The sequence below is a fragment of the Acinetobacter sp. YH12137 genome, from assembly GCF_013418535.1.
Classification (GTDB): domain Bacteria; phylum Pseudomonadota; class Gammaproteobacteria; order Pseudomonadales; family Moraxellaceae; genus Acinetobacter.
In genome coordinates, this window is sequence record NZ_VPBW01000046.1 from 1 (window position 1) to 17,570 (window position 17,570).

The following is a 17,570-nucleotide window of genomic DNA, read 5'->3' on the forward strand; positions in this document are numbered from 1 at the left end:
GCCGAGTCGTAAAGCTCAGAAAGCTGTTATTGAACAAAGAAAGTTAAATCCTGTGCTTGACTCTTGTGGTTAAAAACAGGACATTTTAAATGGTTTATCACATAGACATTTTAATTGGTGAATAACATTAAGAAAAAAAGCTTTAGCATTTTTTTCTGTCTCTTCTTAATCGTTGATCTTTAGGCTTTTGCTTATTCCGTTTATTCAAATAAATCTGATCTGCATTTCGACAAGCCACTTCAAACTCTTTCATACTCCAAGCCTTCTTGGCAGTGAAGCGTACATAGTGTAAGTTTTTTGGAAAATACATTTGATTCAGCTTCTTCTGCTCGGGATTTCGGGCATTTAATATCGATCTCATTTTAGCCTGTAACGTGCCAATTTGATGACGTGTACCATGAAAATTCCCCTTAGAACTCAATCTAAAAGTGGCTTCTTTCAAACGATCAGCCTGTTCAGTTGAAATTAAATCAATTTTTTTATTCAACTCCCGCGTTGCCGACTGCATAAATTCTTGCGATAGATACCAGGTAAAACGGATTTTCTTCTGAGAATATCGTTGAAAAAACTCCAAATGCTTTTTACGAACCCCGCGTAATGCACGAGTTAGCTCTTTCAACCGCTCGTTATAGCTCACGTCATCGTTAAATTTAATTCCAAACCGTTGCAGTAAAAATGCACTCACGGATGCCTGATTCCAACGGGTATGTTCATTTTCTAAAAAAGCAAAGCCAAAAATACGTTGAATACTGGAAAAACGCCTGACATCAGAGGCATTAAAAGGCTTAAACACCCGATAAACCAGATCTTGGTTACTATCAATAGTTTTTACACGCTTGGCATGAACATTAAAAATAACGCCAAAGCGTTCAGGATGATAATAAACCCGAGAAAATTGTGGCTTAAGATCACTAAACTCAATGTATTGTCCCAGTACATAATCCCCATAGCGCAACAGTTTTTCTTTTTTCGTGGTCAAAAGACTATTCAACTTTTGCTTCTGTACCATGCTCGAATTTTTGGCAAGTATTTCTTTTAAAGTCAGCTTACTTCTTCGTGCTTCTCTATAGCCTGTAGTAAATAACCAAAACTGAAATACCTCATTTTTGGCCGGATCATAATTGATGACCAGACTCCATACTGGTTCCCCGTAGTCCGATTTTTTCTTACGCTCAGATTCAGTCAGATCGAGGCCATACTCCAAAATTAATTTTGGAAGCACATGATGGAACTTTGAAAAAGGCACAGTATCAGAAAACCAAAACTTAGCACTTCCATTCGAAATGCATTGCATAAGACTGAGAAGACAGTCCGTTTTCGTTGTTGTGTAGTAGATCATTATCTAATCAAAATATAACTTTTATGCGGAAAGCATAAAAGTTTATCTTTGATTAAAAAAGAACAAAAAACAAGATTTTTATAAAATAGTGTTTTTTTTGATCAATGATGGTTTTTCTGTAAATAAGAGTTCCATAAATCGAGCGTCAGCACATGCAGATATCAATTTCAAAATTGGTTTTCACCAATTTGATTAATCACCATAGAACGCTCTTATTTGCGATTTAAGCTTCTTTTATTTTTAAATTACCTATCACTATAAAAACCTGTAAACAGAGCTAAAAACGCAAAATATGACGATTTACAATAGTTTTTAGCGAGTGTCTACGAGCGACACAAAGAAAAGTCGCGCCTAGACTCTCTGAAAAACATTCTTTTAAAAATGAAAACTTAGAACAATAAGAAATTAGATGCAGATCTTTAAACCTAGATCGAGCGAAGCGAGCATAAAAAATTTATGAGCGAAGCGAATTCCGAGTTGCTTTTGCTTTTTATTAAATTCCAGATTGGTATTAGCCAAAAAATTGCCCCAACGAACTGAGCTTTAGCGAAGTTCAATAGAGTTTGAGCGTAGCGAAAACCAAGGGCAATTTTTCATTCTTCCCTTTTTAATATATTTTAAATCTTTTAAATCTTTTCAGTTGTCTCTGTGCCTTATATAGCAAAGGTTTCAGCGTTTAAATATGACGGATTGACTACTAACTATGACGGATTGACTACTAACTATGACGGATTGACTACTTAACTATGACGGATTGACTACCAACTATGACAAGTATATATTTGTCATATATTAGAAAAATCAATGGTTTTGTTTTGAATAAAAATCACGTTGTAAAATCAAATCAAGTAATAGAAGCATCGTATCAATTAAGTGCCGTAGAGCAACGAATTGTCTTAGCTGCCATTTCACGGATTCCCAAAAATCAGCTTATTACAGATGATGAGTTATACCCTGTTAGCGTCGATGAATTAAAACAATTGGGCGTACATGAGAAAACTGCATACAGAGATTTAAAGGAAGGTATTAATAGACTCTATGAGAGGTCTATTAATCTCAGTATTGATGATAAATCTATAAAAATGAGATGGGTGCAAGAAATCCAATTTTTAGATAGTCAAAGTGTCATTGGAATCCGTTTTTCAAAACCCATTCTGCCATTCATTTCCAATCTAAGTAGAGAATTCACCAAATATGCCTTATCAGACATTGCTGGGATCAATAGTGGATACGGTATTCGTATCTATGAACTACTGGTTCAATATCGGCAAATAGGTAAGCGTGAAATTTCTGTTGAGAGTTTACGGACAATGTTAGAACTCGGTAAAAAGTACCCATTATTCGCTGATTTCAAGAAACGAGTAATTGACACTGCTATAGACCAAATCAATGAATACAGCCCTCTAAAAGTCACTTATGAGCAGAAAAAAACAGGGCGTAAAGTCACTCATATTATCTTTTCTTTTAAAGAAAAATCTAAATCTATAACACATACCTCGAAAGATTTTTATCAGCTATCTGATGCTCAAATTAATCTATTCGGGAATCAATTATCACGTTTACATGAGCTTTCCCATTTAGCCTCAGAAGGTGAAAGTTATGAGATTTTAGCTGCTAAAATTAAGGATATGCTTAGAAACCCTCACCAACAACAGCAGTTTTTGCCACACTTAAAGAACTTAGGGTTTAAAGCTTGAGTGTATTGAAGAATACACTTATTGTATTCTTCAATACGTATCCTAAATACACAGCAATACACTATGAAAACAAGTACAAAATACAGTGTTAGTGATGCAGCCACACTGTATAAGAAATCTCGTGCTACACTTTATAAAGATATAAAAAATGGGGTGTTAAGTCGTGATCATGATGGCTCTATCGACTTCTCTGAGTTACTCCGCGTTTACGGTGAACCTTTTAGTGGAAAACACTCAAAACACACTGATACGTCTCCAACACAAACTATAAATACACCTGAATACACAGACAATACAGTTATTGAACTAAAGAATCAGATCGATTTTCTAAAGAAACAGTTAGAAAAAGCAGAAGATCGCGAAGCTAAAGCAAATTCTCGTATCGATACATTACTTACCCTAATTGAAATGAAGCCAACTCAGGTTCATCCCACACCAACTTCAGCTCAATCTAGTCCATCTCAAGTAGAATCTACATTGAATGTAGATAACGACAAACATGACGGATTGACTACTCCAGATCAAAAAGAAAATAAGCGTATTCCAGTACCGGAGCATGTTGAACCGGAGCAACCGAAAAGAGGCTTTTGGAGCCGTTTTTTTAGACCCTATGATTAACCACGATTGTTTAACTGATATGAACAAAGTCGTGAAACTTTGATTAAATAATAAGCGTGGAACATGAAAAATGCATAAAAAAGCCCGATCTGGAGGATACGGGCCAATCAAAATGATATATACCATTGATTAATAAAGACAATTATAACTCATTTCGTATAACGTGTATTATGTTAATTTTAGAAAATCTGTTTTAGTTTGTACCTTTTCAAAATTATGTAAAAAGCAAATAAAATACTTATCCAGAACAAATAATCAAAAATAAAATATAAGAAGATAAATTGATCTATTCCTATAATAATATTTAAAGGATCTAGCGCTATACTCCCACCTGGAGATACTTCACCATCTACTAAAAACTGTAAGGGAAATCCTCCTCCAATGACTTTAACTTTTTCAAGCTTGTCTACAACTATACGATCCACCAATGTATATTTCTGATAAAACAAAGATAAATAAGTAAAAATAAAAGATAAGCAATTGAAGTATAAAAATTTTTTCATAATTTTCTCCCATATATCTACTAATTTTAACAATTTTTAATCAGAGCCTTTTGGAATAATTTGCTTTAATTTCTCTATTATTATTTTCTCAAAAATTCCTTTAATATGAAAAGATTAGAATTTATTTTATTAATTTTTCTTGCAGCCTGTAGTCCAGTTACAGAAAAAATTGAATCAAATATAGTTGTTCCACGTATTCACTATACAGGGGGAGCAGATAATGCAAGTTATAGTGAGGCTAAGCTCATTAGGGAAGGTAAATGCTTATATCTAGAACATGCTGATGGCTCTAAAGTTCTGCCAATTTTTGCTACGAAAACTATAGATTGGAATATAGAAACTAAGAGCTTAAAAGTAGATTCAGACACTTATTTTTTAGGTGATAAAGTAGCATATGGAGGAGGCGGCTCCTATCCTCTAGAAAAAAATAATTATTCTTGGATAACTGAAGTAGATCATGGCTGTGATACCTCACAAGTTATAGTTATTAATAAACTCATAAGACCAATTGAAGAACTACCAAAATGAAGAATAGCCTATTTTACTGTCTTACATTAGTTCTACTTATAGGATGCCAGCCATTTGAAAAAAATGGATATATTTTTATTAAAAATCAGACTGATTATCCAATTACAGACCTTAAAGTAACTTATATTAGTGCTCAAAAAACTTATAGCTTAGGTACTCTTTATCCTTATTCAGAATATAAATACGCCATCAATTACGAGCAGCACAATGAGGATTCAATAATCTTTTCATATTTAGATAAAAATCATAAAAAGATTAATCAAGAAGTAGCTACGTATGCAGCCAAATATGATAGGAAAAGTTATGAAATAGTTATTCAATAGAATATAAATTACAATTACTAATTGAACGAAAAAACTTCAATTTGAAATTTCAAAAACTTGATTTTTCCACTAAATAACTATCCATTTAACATAATGGTGGTTATACGAAATGCACAAATTGAAACATATAAAAATCAAAAACTTATGATATAAATTATTTGCTCGATGATGTTCAAAATCCGACTTGGAAACAAGTCGGCTTTTTTATGAGCAGTTTTGATAGTTCTTGCCAATAAATTTGTTTAAAAAGTAGTCGATTTTGCGATTTTTTAAATTTTATCAATGTTTGAATGCTTAAAATTATCCACATTTTTTGTGGATAAAATTTAGGCTATTTTGTACGCTCAGGCTTACGTGAATCTCGGCCCTTTGCGGCTATCTAGGATACTGGAACTTTCCTATGATCAAGTCATCAGGAACAGGAAGTTCCATAACATAAAACAAAAATTATAAGTTATTGCACATGGACCAGAGGGTACAACAGCACAATCAGCGACAATAAAAAACCCCGGCAGGATGCCGGGGTTTTTTATTATCTAAAATTTTTAAATCAGAGTTGGATGGGCATCCAGAATGCGAATTAGAGTCGCTGCAGGACCAGTCGGATAGCGACGGCCTTGTTCCCAGTTTTGCAGGGTTCTCGCGCTGATATGCAAACGTGCTGCGAATTCTGCTTGGGTTAAACCAGTTTTCTCACGCACTCCTTTAATATCCGGCAATTCAAGTTCTGTGACTCGACTTACCTTTATCTCATTACGTTTGATAGCACCAGCTTCTTTGATTGAAGCAACCAGGTCATCAAATAAGTTGTTATCCATGAAATTGCTCCTTTACTAATTGACGCAGGATCGATGTTTCTTTGTCTGTCAGATTATCTTTCACAGACTTTGGATAAGCCACTAGGAAAAAGATCTGATCATCCTCTGTGACCCAATAATAGATCACCCGGATACCGCCACTTTTACCTTTATTGCCCTGAGCACAACGTACTTTACGAATCCCACCACCATTCTTAATTAAGTCGCCCTTATCAGGCTTTACCAAAAGATCTTGCTGGAGCTGACGGTACTCTTCATCACTAACAAGCTCTTTGATTTGCTTGGTAAAAATGCTGGTTTCAATGAATAATATAGGTTAAAGTACGTCAATGGCGTATAAGAATTTTAGCAGTTTTAGAATAAAAAAACGAGAAAAGGTAGCTCTCATTTCTCATAACCGAAATTATCTTACGTGATTAGCTTCAATTTTGATTTTTAGGTAATAGAAATTACAACCAAAAGGTAAATAAATATTCAATTTTTTGATACAAAAAGTCATTTATAGTATATTTAATTAATTGATATAATTTACATTAAGTACATTATTAGAATAAATATATAGAATGCCTCGTTTAGTTCTAAAGGCTAAATCAATAAGATCTTTTGATCCTAAATTTTTGATGGCCTTAATTGATTGTCTACCTTTAAATCAGCGACCCTCTATTAAGGAATTATTAAATCTTTATCCAGAAGAAATTAAATTAGATCTAACCTCTGAAGTATTGGAGTCTACTATTGAAAAAATATCAGCTCGATTAGGTACGGTATTCGATATTCAACATTCATAATTTAAAATTAAATAATAGATGTTATATGAAAGGCACAATTCATGAGCCTTTTCATCACTCGTTTAACATAAAATCTCTTATGCGAAATACAAAAGCCCGCTTTTACACGGGCTTTGTTTTAGAAGTATGAGTTTCTTAGATTGATCTAACAGAAGTTTAAGCAAATTCTTCCTTCATGATCTTATGTTTAAAGGTTTCTAGATTTGGAATAATTGAATAGTTTCCATATCTTTCTTGCCATCCTTTACCAGTTGCAGCTTTCCACTCTTCTTCAGTAAATAAAATTCTTTCTTTAAAGAAGAATACATTTTCAGGCAGTACTTCTAGTTTAAAAGAACTTATTTCAAATCCAAATTCAGCCTCTACATCATCCCAAGCCCATTCTGAAAAATCATTCTCTTCTCTTAGAATACGGTACGCTTGATTAATGCGCTTATCTAAGAGACCTGAATCTACCATTTTGTTTCTTAATTCCATTCTTTCTTTTTCGGTAAGATACTTACAATCTTTATAGTAGCCAACTAGATATAATTCATTATTCAAATTTCTAGAAAAGAAGAAAATATTATGTTTTTCATTGAATAAGGTAGATACATCAGCTTTTAAATAACCATAAACTTTTCCGTCAATTAATTCTGACTTATTAAAGTTCCAGGATTCATGACCTATTCCTGATTCAGCAATGTAATTATCTTTCCCTTGTTCAACATAATAGCCTGAAATATCAGGTCTCTGATATTGGTTTTCATTCCATGAGATTTTTTGTAATAAGTTAGCCATTTATATGCGGTCCTAAGTATTGAATACTATAATAAATTTATTAATAACAGTATCTTATATATTTTGACGAAGAGCAATTGTCAGACTTTGAGCACATTTTTTTAATTTTTTTCACGCTAAAGTCTGACAATTGACATTAAATAATTTTTAAAAATCTAATGTAGAGTATTTCAAAAAATATTCTTCATTAAATCTATTTAACCTAAAGCCTTTTTAATCTTCTGATCAGTTTTGTATTGCGATAAAGCATACACCGCCCAGATTGTAGCCGGAATCCAACCTAAAATCGTAATTTGAAGAAATAAGCAGACCATTCCTGCGAATGGTCTGCCAATAGTAAAAAATAGGAACCAAGGGAAAAGTAAAGCAATCAGAAATCTCATAATACGTTCCTATTGATGCGTTATTTTAAATAAGTGAATTTTCATTAAGAGATAAATTAAACAGCTTACGATCTCTTTCATCCGTTAAATACTTATCCATCTGAGCAATTAATTTAGCTCTGGCTTGTTCATCATCTTCAGTAATTTTTAGCATACAAGAACCGATTAAAATCTTGCGTCTGGTGTCATCCTTTCTTGCCTGTTCTTTCTCTTTAGCACGTTCTCTTGCCAGTGCTGCCTGTCTTTGAGCCTTTAACTGCTTTAGCTTTTCTTCCTGTGCTTTGATTTTGCTATCTAGTGTTTCAGTAACGCTCATCAATCCAATACCATCATCCTGGGAAACCATCCCTAACATAAGCGCACTTGAATCTGTATTCAAGGTGCTATATGTATAGTAATGTTTTCCTCGAAGAGCGCACTTATGCAAACTTCGTTTGCAAGTCCGATTGGGGTCTCCCCAATACCCCGACAACCGTATTCACGGTTGTATTTCACTACGTGAAAATTTAAAAGCGAAAAACAGGCATGGCGATTTACCACTTTTCAGTCAAAACCGTAGCACGATCCGCAGGGCGTTCCGCCACTGCTGCGATTGCTTATCGGGCAGGTGAAAAGATCTATTGCAAACGTGAAGGCCGAGAACATGACTACAGCCGAAAAACCGGTGTGGAATACAAAGAAATTTATTTACCCGAAGGCGCACCAGAGCATTTAAAGAATCGAGAAAAACTCTGGAACGAAGTTGAACAACGGGAAACCCGAAAAAACTCGACTGTAGCCAGGGAATTTGAAATTGCCTTTCCAAGTGAACTGAACCAGGAACAACGTCTGGCCATGCTCGAAGAATTATGTGCCAGCATCGTGGACAGACATCAGGTGGCCGTCGATGCCTGTATTCATGCACCGCATACCGGATCCGGCAGTGATGAGCGCAATTATCACGCCCATATCCTAATGAGCACACGTAAACTTACGCCAGAAGGTTTTACAGAGAAAACCCGGGAACTCGATCAGAAACACAGTGGAGAAATCGATCACTGGCGTGAACACTTTGCCGATATCTGCAATGTGCACCTGAATCTGGCCGGATCCACAGCCCGGGTCGACCACCGCAGCTACAAAGACCAGGAGAATGGCCTGGAAGCCACCCTGCACGAAGGGCCTAAAGTCACCGAACTACGTAGAAGAGGCATCGAAACCGAAATCAGCCGAAGCAATGATGAAATCAAACAGAGAAATCAGGCTCAGTTGCAATACGACAAAAATATGGACGTTCTAATTGCTGAAAATGAGATAAAACTCAGCACACTGAAAACAGAACAGCAGATCCAAATCAAGAATAGCGCTAAAACGCCACCAATTGACGAAAAATCCCTGTTTGAGGAAAAACAGAGGGAAACCCTTGGCAAAGTGCTAAAACGCGAAATCAGCGCAAAAGACGCGAATCTAGACCTGGATTTTATGCAGCGCAATCTCAAACAAGCCGAAATAAACCTGACCAAGCACCACAAACATCAAAACGAATTCAATCAGCAGCTTGCCCAGGAGATCGTGAAAAGCGGACTCAAGCAAAGTCATGACAAATTGCAAAGCCTGGTCGATCAACACAACGAATTAACCCAGAACAAACCCTTACTGTTTGGAAAAAAAGTCTGGGAAGCCCAACGTGATGAGATCTACCAGGAACACAAAAAGCTGAAAGGTCAGCATGAACACCAGAAAAAACATGGTGTGAAGGATTTATTGGAGAATGAAAAGTTTAAAGAACATGCCTGGAAGCAGTACCAACAACAACATCCGGCCAAAGCCAAGCAATACCAGACTCTATACCCATCCTATCAAGTCATTAAAAAATGTGTGGATGAGATCAAAGCAGAACAACAGATGAAACTCAGACAAGAACAACAGCTCAAAGCACAGCAACATGCGCCTAAAATGAAATCTCGTGGCATGAGTCGTTAAACAGAGCGAGTGTCTACGAGCGAACTGAGAAAATTTGCCCATCCCTTTCCCTGATTACAAGCTCCCTATCCATTAATCACCTACCCTACAGAGCATCCCGCATGGGTGCGAACTTTCCAAGTTTGATGCCTAAATCGAGCGTAGCGATAAAAAAAGCTCATGAGCGAAGCGAATTCCGAGTTGCTTTTGATCTTGCTTTTGCTTTTTCTCAAATTCACGAAAATATGAACCAAAAATTGCCCCGACGAATCGAGCGAGAGCGAGATTCAATAGAGTTTGAGCGAAGCGAAAACCAAGGGCAATTTTTCATGAAATATGCTTTTAATTATTTTTAAGCTTTTAAATGCTTTTAGATAGCCTGTAAACCTGAATTTATAAGGCTTTGAGAGATTATAAAACGAGGTTTACCTTGCATTAAAACGAGGTTTACCTTGCATTAAAACGAGGTTTACCTTGCATTAAAACGAGGTTTACCTTGCATTAAGCGAGTTGATAATATAACCTCGTCTTATTGACTTAAAAATATAAATTTTTCATATGAAAACCGAACTAATTGTCAAAGATAACGCTTTAATTAATGCTAGTTATAACCTTGATCTAGTAGAACAACGATTAATTCTTTTAGCTATCGTTGAAGCCAGGGAATCAGGTAAAGGGATAAATGCTAATGATCCATTAACAGTTCATGCTGAAAGTTATATCAATCAATTTGGTGTACATCGAAATACTGCTTATCAAGCCTTAAAAGATGCTTGCGATGACCTATTTGCAAGACAATTCAGTTATCAAAGTCTTAGTGAAAAAGGTAATGTCATTAATCACAAGTCAAGATGGGTAAGCGAGGTTGCTTATATTGATAATGAGGCTGTCGTTAGACTTATTTTTGCTCCAGCTATTGTGCCTTTAATAACTCGATTAGAAGAACAATTTACAAAGTATGAGATACAGCAAATAAGCAATTTAACGAGTGCTTATGCTGTTCGCTTATATGAAATATTGATTGCGTGGCGTAGTACCGGAAAAACGCCTCTTATAACTATCTACGATTTCAGACAAAAAATAGGTGTACTCGAGACTGAATACAAAAGGATGTACGATTTTAAGAAATATGTTTTAGATATTGCATTAAAGCAAGTAAATGAACATACCGATATTAATGTCAAAGTTGAACAACATAAAACCGGCAGATCCATTACGGGCTTTTCATTTAGCTTCAAACAGAAAAAGTCAGCAACAAATACAGCCAATGACATTAGTCAGGACAAAGAGCTAAAAATCAATTTGACTGATGCACAACGATATTTATTTGCTAGTAAATTATCAGAACTTCCTGAGATGGCTAAACTTTCACAAGGTAATGAAAGCTATGAACAGTTTGCTGCTCGGATTGTAACCATGCTGCAAGAGCCAAATAAATTAAAAGAATTTATGCCATTACTTCGAAAAGTCGGCTTTCAATGAATGATGTCAATTGACATAGTAAAGTTAACAATCAACTATTAACACTATTTGAAAACTGGTTTACATAATGAAAAAACTGTCAGTTTCAGAACTAGCGAAATTATATGGATATTCAAGACAAGCTGTATATGCCCATATAAAGAAAGGAAATTTATCAAAAGGATCGGATGGATTAATTGACTTTTCAGAAGCCTTGAGAGTTTTTGGGGAACCACAAAAAAGCAATTCTAGTGTCAACCAAAGTCAATCAACTAGTAGGCATAACTTAACAGAAGTTGACTTGCTAAAACGTCAAGTTGACATGCTGGAAAAACAATTAAATCAGGCAATACAGAGAGAAAATCAATCATTAGAACGTGAATCGTTTTATCAAGAACAGATTGAGGCCATGCAGCGCTTACTGGAAGCTCCAAAAGCCAATATGACTACGTTTACCGATCATGACTCTGAACAGGATATAGCAACAGATCCTCGGCCACAGACTGAGTCAAACTATGACGGATTGACTACTCCTCAGAAAGACAATAAACGTATCCCTGTCCCTGAACACGTTGAGCCTGAGCCTAAAAAGAGGGGCTTCCTGAGCCGTTTCTTCCTTCCTTATGGTTAGCCAGGACTCCAATTTTTTGATGAGCCAATTTCAGTGCAAGCACATGAAATAATGACTCATCAAAAAACCGGATGAGGTTTATTAAAACTGAATAAACTTGTGGAACATTGCTTAGTTATTGAGCGTGGAACACGAAAAATCACTGAAAAAGCCTAAGAGTGGTCTCTTAGGCTTTTTTGTACAGAATAATACATTGATTATATTAAGGTTTTATTAATGATTTCGTATAAGGTGTATTATGTTAATTTTAGAGAAACTACTAAATTATATTGAGTTGTAAATATTTGAAATTCCGTTAAGATATTTTGGATTAAATTCTATTCCTAGATAGCATTCGTGTTGACTCATCTCTCCAAAAAACTTTGGTTTTGTTTTCTTATGGTTTTTGCCATAGGATGGAGTAGTGTGTCTGTTGCATCAGTAAAGATAATGCATATCAATATGCAAACTGAAATGAGCCAAGATCATTGTTTAGATCAAGCACAGCAAGTCACTCAACATGGTATTAATCACGAAGTACAGACGAATACCGATTGCCATAATCATTTAGCTATTAATCAGAATATAGATCACAAAAAGTGTCAGGAATGTTCTAGCTTATCCTGCCAGACACAGATCTCATGTCTTCATTCTTTGCAAAGCTCGCTAGATCCCCTAGATACCTTCTATTCTATAGATCAGCCTAATTTTTATTACCTCAACCAATATCTAAATGGGTATTGGCAAGAAATTTCACGTCCTCCTAAAACTTAACCAATTTTTTTAAAATTTATTTATTTTTCAAAATTAAGGTTAAGTTATGTCTCATAAAATTAGTTCGTACCTATTAGCAGGTATTTGTTTTGCATCGTCGCCTTTGGTTTTTGCCGAAGTGCGTGAATATCAGCTTGTTATTGATGAAGCAGTGGTCAGCCCAACTGGAAAGCCTGTAAAGCGCATTACCGTAAATGGTCAATTTCCTGCGCCTTTGCTTGAGTTTGAAGAGGGTGATGAAGCCATCATTCGCGTGAAAAATAATTTAAAAAACCAAGATTCTTCTATTCATTGGCACGGACTGTTGTTGCCGGGCATTATGGATGGTGTACCGGGATTTAATGGTTTTAACGGTATTAAGCCTCAAAGCGAGTATGTTTATAAATTCAAGATTCGCCAAAGCGGGACTTATTGGTATCACGCTCATTCTAAAGGACAGGAACAGGACGGCTTATATGGTTCTTTTGTGATTTATCCAAAAGGTAAAACACCATTGGCAGCACATGAAAAAGCTGAACGTGACTATGTGGTGATGTTGTCAGATTTTCATGAAAAAACCAGTGATCAAATTCAGAAAGATCTTAAAATTTCAGCTGAATACTATCAAAATCAGCGTGAAACCTTGGGTGATGTTTGGAAGCAGGTTAAACGTGATGGCATAAAAGCGACATGGTCTGACCGCAAAATGTGGAATCAGATGCGTATGCTAAAAACCGACATGTCGGATGTTACAGGTTATACCTTCCTCATTAATGGCAAAACACCTGAACAAAATTGGACAGGAATGTTTAAACCGAATGAAAAAATTCGCCTACGTTTTGTGAATGCATCTGCGATGTCTTTCTACGATGTCCGTATTCCTAACTTGAAAATGACTGTGGTCAGTGCTGATGGTCAGCCTGTAAAACCTGTTGCTGTGGATGAGTTTCGTATTGGCACAGCTGAAACTTATGATGTGATTGTGGAGCCAAAAGGCGGACATTATCAAATTGAAGCTGAGTCAATTGACCGTGCAGGCTATGCGATTGGTACACTGCACAATGAATTAAATCCTATGACACATGGCATTCATATGCCTGCACCACGTCCACGCTCACTTTTGACCATGGAAGATATGGGACATGGTGGCGGTGATCATGCAGGAATGGATCATTCGAAAATGAACCACGGCAATATGCAAGGCATGGATCACTCGAAAATGGATCATTCAAAAATGAACCATGGCGATATGCAAGGCATGGATCACTCGAAAATGGATCATTCACAGCATGGCACAGCAAAACCACAAGAAAATGATCAAGTGGTTTATGGTTGGGCAAATGCATCTACACCTGCGGGCAATAAAGCCTTGCAATATAGTGATTTAAAATCTTTAGAACCGCAAAAAGATACTCGTGAAGCTAGCAGTGAATTAGTAGTGCGTTTGGGCGGTACTATGGAGCGTTATATTTGGACGATTAACGGTAAAAAATTCAGCGATGCTGAGCCATTAAAAGTGAAGTATGGCGAGCGTATCCGTATCAAATTTATTAATGACAGTATGATGGCGCACCCCATGCATTTACATGGCATGTTTATGCAGTTGGAGAATGGTCAAGAGTCGGTAGATATGCCGAATAAACACACATTGATTGTACCACCGGGTAAAACAGTGACTGCTTTATTAACTGCGGATGAGTTGGGCGAATGGGCAATCCATTGTCATTTGTTGTATCACATGAGTGCAGGAATGATGAACAAGTTGATCGTGGCAAATGTTAGCGATGAACAAGTGTCTACAACGCCAATTCAAGGTACAAATTCGACTCAAACTCACCAAGTAACTGAGCAAAAAGGAGCTGGACATGCACATCACTAATTTTGTATTTAAAGCGTTTTTTTCTGTTGCGGTATTGAGTTTAACAAGCTTAAGTTTGGCGCACGAAGGGCATCATTCAACTGCTCAGACTGATGGAAAAAATGTACCATCAATGAATCATCAAGCGATGTCTGAGATGGATCATTCACAGCATTCTCCACAAGAGCATGCACAACACATGCAGATGATGGGGAAAATGAATCATGCTGCACATTCAGCACCGATGAACCATCAACATGCAGGTCATCAGCCAATGCATCACAAATCAACAGAGAAACAGCAAGATCAAAAAGTACAGAAAGGAGATCAACATGCGCACCATTAATCTTTTTTCTAAAACTGTTTTAGCAAGCTCTTTGTTGATGGTCAGTGCAGTGAGTTTGGCACATAATGGTGAAGATCATAGTGCGCCTGAAAAAATGACAGTTGCTACATCTTCTAGTCAAAATCAGCCGATGCAAATGGATCGCTCTCAAATGAACCATAGCCAAATGAATCAGGCACAACATCAGGCAACATCTACTGTTAATCATTTACATCATGTACCAGATGCGAATGCTCAGCAGAGTTCGCATTATGATCATCGCTCAGAACACGGTGCGCAAATTTATGCGATTACGACAGTGGACAATAAGTGGCTTGTCAATGAAGATGGCACAGGTGATTTAAAGTCAGAGTTTGAAACCCGTATTGGCACAGATGAAAATAAGGTTTTTATTAAAATTCATGCCGATAAAGAAGAATCGCATGATGCACATTATGATGCCAAACTTTTATATAGCCGTATGATTTCAGACTTTTGGGATGCACAGATTGGTGCACGTTATCGTAGTGAAAAAGTTGAACTCAATGATCATCGCAAAGACACCGAAGAAAATGTTGATGCGGTGATTGGCTTACATGGTATGGCGCCATATTTCTTTGAAACTGATGCTTATCTCTATGCGGGAGAAGACAATTATGCGGGCTTTAGCCTAGAAACGGAACGTGATTTTCTGATTACGCAAAAGTTGATTATTCAACCTTATTTAGAGTTGGATGCGATCTTTAGTGATGACTCTAAATATGCGAAAAAAACTGGTTTAAGCAGTGCAACCGCAGGGCTTGAAACTCGCTATGAAATCAGTAAAAAGATCATGCCGTATATCGACATTGCCTATGAGTATTCAAAAGGTAATGATGAAACGTCGTGGCAAATAGAATCAAACTCTGAGAAAGGTTGGTTATATGGAGCTGGTGTTAGATTTAGATTTTAATTAATTTAATGATTACTAAATAGCTTTATTTAAATAAAACTCTAGCTTAATGTGGCCGGAAGCAAAATGTTAACTTATTTTGCTTCCTTCCATTATTTTAATCTTAATTGAGCTTAATTTTAAAATTCAATCCTTGTACTATATTAAATATTCAGCCCAATATAATATCTAAGCCATAGAATTAAAAAACAATACAAGTGATGACGTCATAAGCCTAAATATGATTAATATTGTTGAATGTATTTTACATGGCAATTTTTCGACATTCTTCTGCACACTGACGGCAAGCCTCGGCACATTGTTTACAATGATCATGTGAATGTTTTTCACACTCTTCCGCACAATATTCACAGATCTTAGCACAAAGCTCACAAATCTCTTTGAGGAAAGGTGAGTTATGTTGTTGCATACGCACACATAGCTGACAAATATCTGCACATTCTAGACAACGTTGAATACATTCACGCATCATCTCTAGATCTTTTTCTTTTAAACAAGAAGTTGCACATTCAGTACAAATAAGTGAACAGTTTGTACATGCAGTAATACAATTTGAAAATTCCATATTAATCATTTTTACTCTCAATTTATATAATCAAAGACATAATTAAAACATAATTTTTTTCCTATTAATTATTTTAAATTACTAGTAAATTTTAATTATTTGTAAACTTAATACATAATTTTAATTTATATGAATAATCTTAATTATTCACTAAATCTTATTTATATTTCAAATTGTTAAAAAAACAGTTCTTAATTAAGATGGATAATCAAGTACCGGCTTTGTTGCATAAATATGTAAGCATCTGATTTAAATAGATTTAATTTTGGATCAAAAAATAATCAAAACTTTTAAAATCATATAGTTATGAAATCTTTGTGCAACAAAGCCACATGAAATTAATAACGACATTCAATTTGAATTAAATACAACTGAATTATATGTGTGATTCATAGACATCATTTCAATATAATTAGTGTCTATGCACAGAGAAATTCAACAAAGACTAAAAATGGGAGCTTGTAGCTCCCATTTTTAGTCTTTGTATAAGGTGTATTATGTTAATTTTAGAAAAACTTTAAATTGACCGTTCGAATAGTTGCCCCATTTCTAGCCTGGTGTAACCACGTTCTTTAAAGATTAAAACAATAGCTTTTCTATAGTCTTCAGAAGTAGAAGTTTTATATTTAGTGATTAATTGCACCTCAGAATTAAGCTGGAGGTCATTTTTTATCGTCAACACTTCCGTAGAGACTTTATTAAAAATCTTGAAATTAAACATACAGGCGCTCTTTATCAATATTGTAGCGGCCCGACTACAACAAACACCTGCCTTAGCTGAGCTAGGCACCCTTGATGGCAAAGATTACAAATTAAAAAAGAATTTGCAAGTTTTGCCCTATTGAAAGTATGAATAGTCAACTAAAGAGGGTTCCATTTAACATAATGGTGATTATACGAAATGCACAAATTGAAACATATAAAAATCAAAAACTTATGATATAAATTATTTGCTCGATGATGTTCAAAATCCGACTTGGAAACAAGTCGGCTTTTTTATGAGCAGTTTTGATAGTTCTTGCCAATAAATTTGTTTAAAAAGTAGTCGATTTTGCGATTTTTTAAATTTTATCAATGTTTGAATGCTTAAAATTATCCACATTTTTTGTGGATAAAATTTAGGCTATTTTGTACGCTCAGGCTTACGTGAATCTCGGCCCTTTGCGGCTATCTAGGATACTGGAACTTTCCTATGATCAAGTCATCAGGAACAGGAAGTTCCATAACATAAAACAAAAATTATAAGTTATTGCACATGGACCAGAGGGTACAACAGCACAATCAGCGACAATAAAAAACCCCGGCAGGATGCCGGGGTTTTTTATTAT

Annotated in this window: 22 protein-coding genes; 13 read left to right on the forward strand and 9 right to left on the reverse strand. The window is 35.6% G+C overall.

The window, feature by feature from the left end; all coding sequences use genetic code 11:
- Positions 1 to 142: 142 nt before the first annotated feature.
- A complete protein-coding gene (locus FTU72_RS14625) occupies positions 143 to 1,294 on the reverse strand; it encodes a hypothetical protein (protein ID WP_179993435.1) in 1,152 nt (383 codons plus the stop codon).
- 812 nt (positions 1,295 to 2,106) lie between these two features.
- Here FTU72_RS14625 and repM (FTU72_RS14630) point away from each other — a divergent pair.
- Positions 2,107 to 3,036: a replication initiation protein RepM gene (gene repM / locus FTU72_RS14630; protein WP_179993430.1), complete on the forward strand. Its 930-nt coding sequence runs from the start codon at positions 2,107 to 2,109 to the stop codon at positions 3,034 to 3,036.
- A gap of 63 nt (positions 3,037 to 3,099) precedes the next feature.
- Positions 3,100 to 3,654 (forward strand): plasmid replication DNA-binding protein, encoded by a 555-nt coding sequence (locus FTU72_RS14635; RefSeq protein ID WP_179993429.1) that lies wholly within the window; start codon positions 3,100 to 3,102, stop codon positions 3,652 to 3,654.
- Positions 3,655 to 3,833: 179 nt separating this feature from the next.
- Here the strand turns inward: FTU72_RS14635 and FTU72_RS14640 are convergent, their stop codons facing one another.
- Positions 3,834 to 4,157, reverse strand: coding sequence for a hypothetical protein (locus FTU72_RS14640; protein ID WP_076755242.1), 324 nt, complete (start codon positions 4,155 to 4,157; stop codon positions 3,834 to 3,836).
- A 105-nt stretch (positions 4,158 to 4,262) separates the two neighbouring features.
- On the opposite strand from FTU72_RS14640, the gene FTU72_RS14645 reads away from it, so the two are divergent.
- Both FTU72_RS14645 and FTU72_RS14650 read left to right on the forward strand, forming a co-directional pair.
- Positions 4,263 to 4,685, forward strand: coding sequence for a hypothetical protein (locus tag FTU72_RS14645; protein WP_157759225.1), 423 nt, complete (start codon positions 4,263 to 4,265; stop codon positions 4,683 to 4,685).
- Positions 4,682 to 5,008, forward strand: coding sequence for a hypothetical protein (locus FTU72_RS14650; protein ID WP_005407416.1), 327 nt, complete (start codon positions 4,682 to 4,684; stop codon positions 5,006 to 5,008). Before FTU72_RS14645 ends, FTU72_RS14650 begins: the two co-directional genes overlap by 4 nt.
- 545 nt (positions 5,009 to 5,553) lie before the next feature.
- On the opposite strand, the gene nadS is transcribed toward FTU72_RS14650, so the two are convergent.
- A complete protein-coding gene (gene nadS / locus FTU72_RS14655; protein ID WP_180025708.1) occupies positions 5,554 to 5,826 on the reverse strand; it encodes a NadS family protein in 273 nt (90 codons plus the stop codon).
- The gene (locus FTU72_RS14660) at positions 5,819 to 6,139 is read right to left on the reverse strand and encodes a type II toxin-antitoxin system RelE/ParE family toxin (protein WP_180025710.1); all 321 of its coding nucleotides are present in this window, start codon (positions 6,137 to 6,139) and stop codon (positions 5,819 to 5,821) included. The genes nadS and FTU72_RS14660 overlap by 8 nt, the downstream gene beginning before the upstream one ends.
- Positions 6,140 to 6,389: 250 nt before the next feature.
- On the opposite strand from FTU72_RS14660, the gene FTU72_RS14665 reads away from it, so the two are divergent.
- Positions 6,390 to 6,614: a hypothetical protein gene (locus FTU72_RS14665; RefSeq protein WP_100329926.1), complete on the forward strand. Its 225-nt coding sequence runs from the start codon at positions 6,390 to 6,392 to the stop codon at positions 6,612 to 6,614.
- 156 nt (positions 6,615 to 6,770) lie between these two features.
- Here FTU72_RS14665 and FTU72_RS14670 read toward each other — a convergent pair whose 3' ends face one another.
- The 3 genes from FTU72_RS14670 to FTU72_RS14680 all read right to left on the reverse strand — a co-directional run bounded on the left by FTU72_RS14670 (position 6,771) and on the right by FTU72_RS14680 (position 8,093).
- The gene (locus FTU72_RS14670) at positions 6,771 to 7,394 is read right to left on the reverse strand and encodes a hypothetical protein (protein WP_180025709.1); all 624 of its coding nucleotides are present in this window, start codon (positions 7,392 to 7,394) and stop codon (positions 6,771 to 6,773) included.
- Between the two features lie 197 nt (positions 7,395 to 7,591).
- Positions 7,592 to 7,777, reverse strand: a complete 186-nt coding sequence (locus tag FTU72_RS14675; protein WP_180012264.1) for a YqaE/Pmp3 family membrane protein — start codon at positions 7,775 to 7,777, stop codon at positions 7,592 to 7,594.
- 25 nt (positions 7,778 to 7,802) lie between these two features.
- Positions 7,803 to 8,093, reverse strand: coding sequence for a mobilization protein (locus FTU72_RS14680; protein WP_180012270.1), 291 nt, complete (start codon positions 8,091 to 8,093; stop codon positions 7,803 to 7,805).
- Positions 8,094 to 8,302: 209 nt separating this feature from the next.
- Here FTU72_RS14680 and mobQ point away from each other — a divergent pair, with 209 nt between their 5' ends.
- From mobQ to FTU72_RS14720, 8 genes are all read left to right on the forward strand, one after another.
- The gene (mobQ, locus tag FTU72_RS14685) at positions 8,303 to 9,739 is read left to right on the forward strand and encodes a MobQ family relaxase (protein WP_180053058.1); all 1,437 of its coding nucleotides are present in this window, start codon (positions 8,303 to 8,305) and stop codon (positions 9,737 to 9,739) included.
- Between the two features lie 101 nt (positions 9,740 to 9,840).
- A complete protein-coding gene (locus tag FTU72_RS14690; protein ID WP_180025692.1) occupies positions 9,841 to 10,074 on the forward strand; it encodes a hypothetical protein in 234 nt (77 codons plus the stop codon).
- A 202-nt stretch (positions 10,075 to 10,276) separates the two neighbouring features.
- The gene (gene repM, locus FTU72_RS14695) at positions 10,277 to 11,200 is read left to right on the forward strand and encodes a replication initiation protein RepM (RefSeq protein WP_004282204.1); all 924 of its coding nucleotides are present in this window, start codon (positions 10,277 to 10,279) and stop codon (positions 11,198 to 11,200) included.
- Positions 11,201 to 11,267: 67 nt separating this feature from the next.
- Positions 11,268 to 11,810 carry a plasmid replication DNA-binding protein gene (locus FTU72_RS14700; RefSeq protein ID WP_180025693.1) on the forward strand — a complete coding sequence of 181 codons (543 nt, stop codon included), beginning with the start codon at positions 11,268 to 11,270 and terminating at the stop codon, positions 11,808 to 11,810.
- Between the two features lie 405 nt (positions 11,811 to 12,215).
- Entirely contained in the window at positions 12,216 to 12,563 is a 348-nt protein-coding gene (locus tag FTU72_RS14705; RefSeq protein WP_081401042.1) for a hypothetical protein, read from the forward strand.
- A 46-nt stretch (positions 12,564 to 12,609) separates the two neighbouring features.
- Positions 12,610 to 14,421, forward strand: coding sequence for a copper resistance system multicopper oxidase (locus tag FTU72_RS14710; protein ID WP_180053057.1), 1,812 nt, complete (start codon positions 12,610 to 12,612; stop codon positions 14,419 to 14,421).
- Positions 14,408 to 14,746, forward strand: a complete 339-nt coding sequence (locus FTU72_RS14715; RefSeq protein ID WP_004897649.1) for a hypothetical protein — start codon at positions 14,408 to 14,410, stop codon at positions 14,744 to 14,746. The genes FTU72_RS14710 and FTU72_RS14715 overlap by 14 nt, the downstream gene beginning before the upstream one ends.
- Positions 14,733 to 15,677: a copper resistance protein B gene (locus FTU72_RS14720; RefSeq protein ID WP_180053056.1), complete on the forward strand. Its 945-nt coding sequence runs from the start codon at positions 14,733 to 14,735 to the stop codon at positions 15,675 to 15,677. The genes FTU72_RS14715 and FTU72_RS14720 overlap by 14 nt, the downstream gene beginning before the upstream one ends.
- Before the next feature lie 244 nt (positions 15,678 to 15,921).
- Here FTU72_RS14720 and FTU72_RS14725 read toward each other — a convergent pair whose 3' ends face one another.
- Complete coding sequence (locus FTU72_RS14725) at positions 15,922 to 16,251, reverse strand: four-helix bundle copper-binding protein (protein ID WP_180053055.1); 330 nt, start codon at positions 16,249 to 16,251, stop codon at positions 15,922 to 15,924.
- Between the two features lie 508 nt (positions 16,252 to 16,759).
- A complete protein-coding gene (locus FTU72_RS14730) occupies positions 16,760 to 16,963 on the reverse strand; it encodes a hypothetical protein (RefSeq protein WP_180053054.1) in 204 nt (67 codons plus the stop codon).
- Positions 16,964 to 17,570: the final 607 nt, after the last annotated feature.

What these genes read in the sequence shown, in the direction of transcription:
- FTU72_RS14625 (WP_179993435.1), bottom strand. Translation starts at nt 1,294, where the DNA reads ATGCAATGCATTTCGAATGGAAGTGCTAAGTTTTGGTTTTCTGATACT.
- repM (WP_179993430.1), top strand. Translation starts at nt 2,107, where the DNA reads ATGACAAGTATATATTTGTCATATATTAGAAAAATCAATGGTTTTGTT.
- FTU72_RS14635 (WP_179993429.1), top strand. Translation starts at nt 3,100, where the DNA reads ATGAAAACAAGTACAAAATACAGTGTTAGTGATGCAGCCACACTGTAT.
- FTU72_RS14640 (WP_076755242.1), bottom strand. Translation starts at nt 4,157, where the DNA reads ATGAAAAAATTTTTATACTTCAATTGCTTATCTTTTATTTTTACTTAT.
- FTU72_RS14645 (WP_157759225.1), top strand. Translation starts at nt 4,263, where the DNA reads ATGAAAAGATTAGAATTTATTTTATTAATTTTTCTTGCAGCCTGTAGT.
- FTU72_RS14650 (WP_005407416.1), top strand. Translation starts at nt 4,682, where the DNA reads ATGAAGAATAGCCTATTTTACTGTCTTACATTAGTTCTACTTATAGGA.
- nadS (WP_180025708.1), bottom strand. Translation starts at nt 5,826, where the DNA reads ATGGATAACAACTTATTTGATGACCTGGTTGCTTCAATCAAAGAAGCT.
- FTU72_RS14665 (WP_100329926.1), top strand. Translation starts at nt 6,390, where the DNA reads ATGCCTCGTTTAGTTCTAAAGGCTAAATCAATAAGATCTTTTGATCCT.
- FTU72_RS14670 (WP_180025709.1), bottom strand. Translation starts at nt 7,394, where the DNA reads ATGGCTAACTTATTACAAAAAATCTCATGGAATGAAAACCAATATCAG.
- FTU72_RS14675 (WP_180012264.1), bottom strand. Translation starts at nt 7,777, where the DNA reads ATGAGATTTCTGATTGCTTTACTTTTCCCTTGGTTCCTATTTTTTACT.
- FTU72_RS14680 (WP_180012270.1), bottom strand. Translation starts at nt 8,093, where the DNA reads ATGAGCGTTACTGAAACACTAGATAGCAAAATCAAAGCACAGGAAGAA.
- mobQ (WP_180053058.1), top strand. Translation starts at nt 8,303, where the DNA reads ATGGCGATTTACCACTTTTCAGTCAAAACCGTAGCACGATCCGCAGGG.
- FTU72_RS14690 (WP_180025692.1), top strand. Translation starts at nt 9,841, where the DNA reads ATGGGTGCGAACTTTCCAAGTTTGATGCCTAAATCGAGCGTAGCGATA.
- repM (WP_004282204.1), top strand. Translation starts at nt 10,277, where the DNA reads ATGAAAACCGAACTAATTGTCAAAGATAACGCTTTAATTAATGCTAGT.
- FTU72_RS14700 (WP_180025693.1), top strand. Translation starts at nt 11,268, where the DNA reads ATGAAAAAACTGTCAGTTTCAGAACTAGCGAAATTATATGGATATTCA.
- FTU72_RS14710 (WP_180053057.1), top strand. Translation starts at nt 12,610, where the DNA reads ATGTCTCATAAAATTAGTTCGTACCTATTAGCAGGTATTTGTTTTGCA.
- FTU72_RS14715 (WP_004897649.1), top strand. Translation starts at nt 14,408, where the DNA reads ATGCACATCACTAATTTTGTATTTAAAGCGTTTTTTTCTGTTGCGGTA.
- FTU72_RS14720 (WP_180053056.1), top strand. Translation starts at nt 14,733, where the DNA reads ATGCGCACCATTAATCTTTTTTCTAAAACTGTTTTAGCAAGCTCTTTG.
- FTU72_RS14725 (WP_180053055.1), bottom strand. Translation starts at nt 16,251, where the DNA reads ATGATTAATATGGAATTTTCAAATTGTATTACTGCATGTACAAACTGT.
- FTU72_RS14730 (WP_180053054.1), bottom strand. Translation starts at nt 16,963, where the DNA reads ATGTTTAATTTCAAGATTTTTAATAAAGTCTCTACGGAAGTGTTGACG.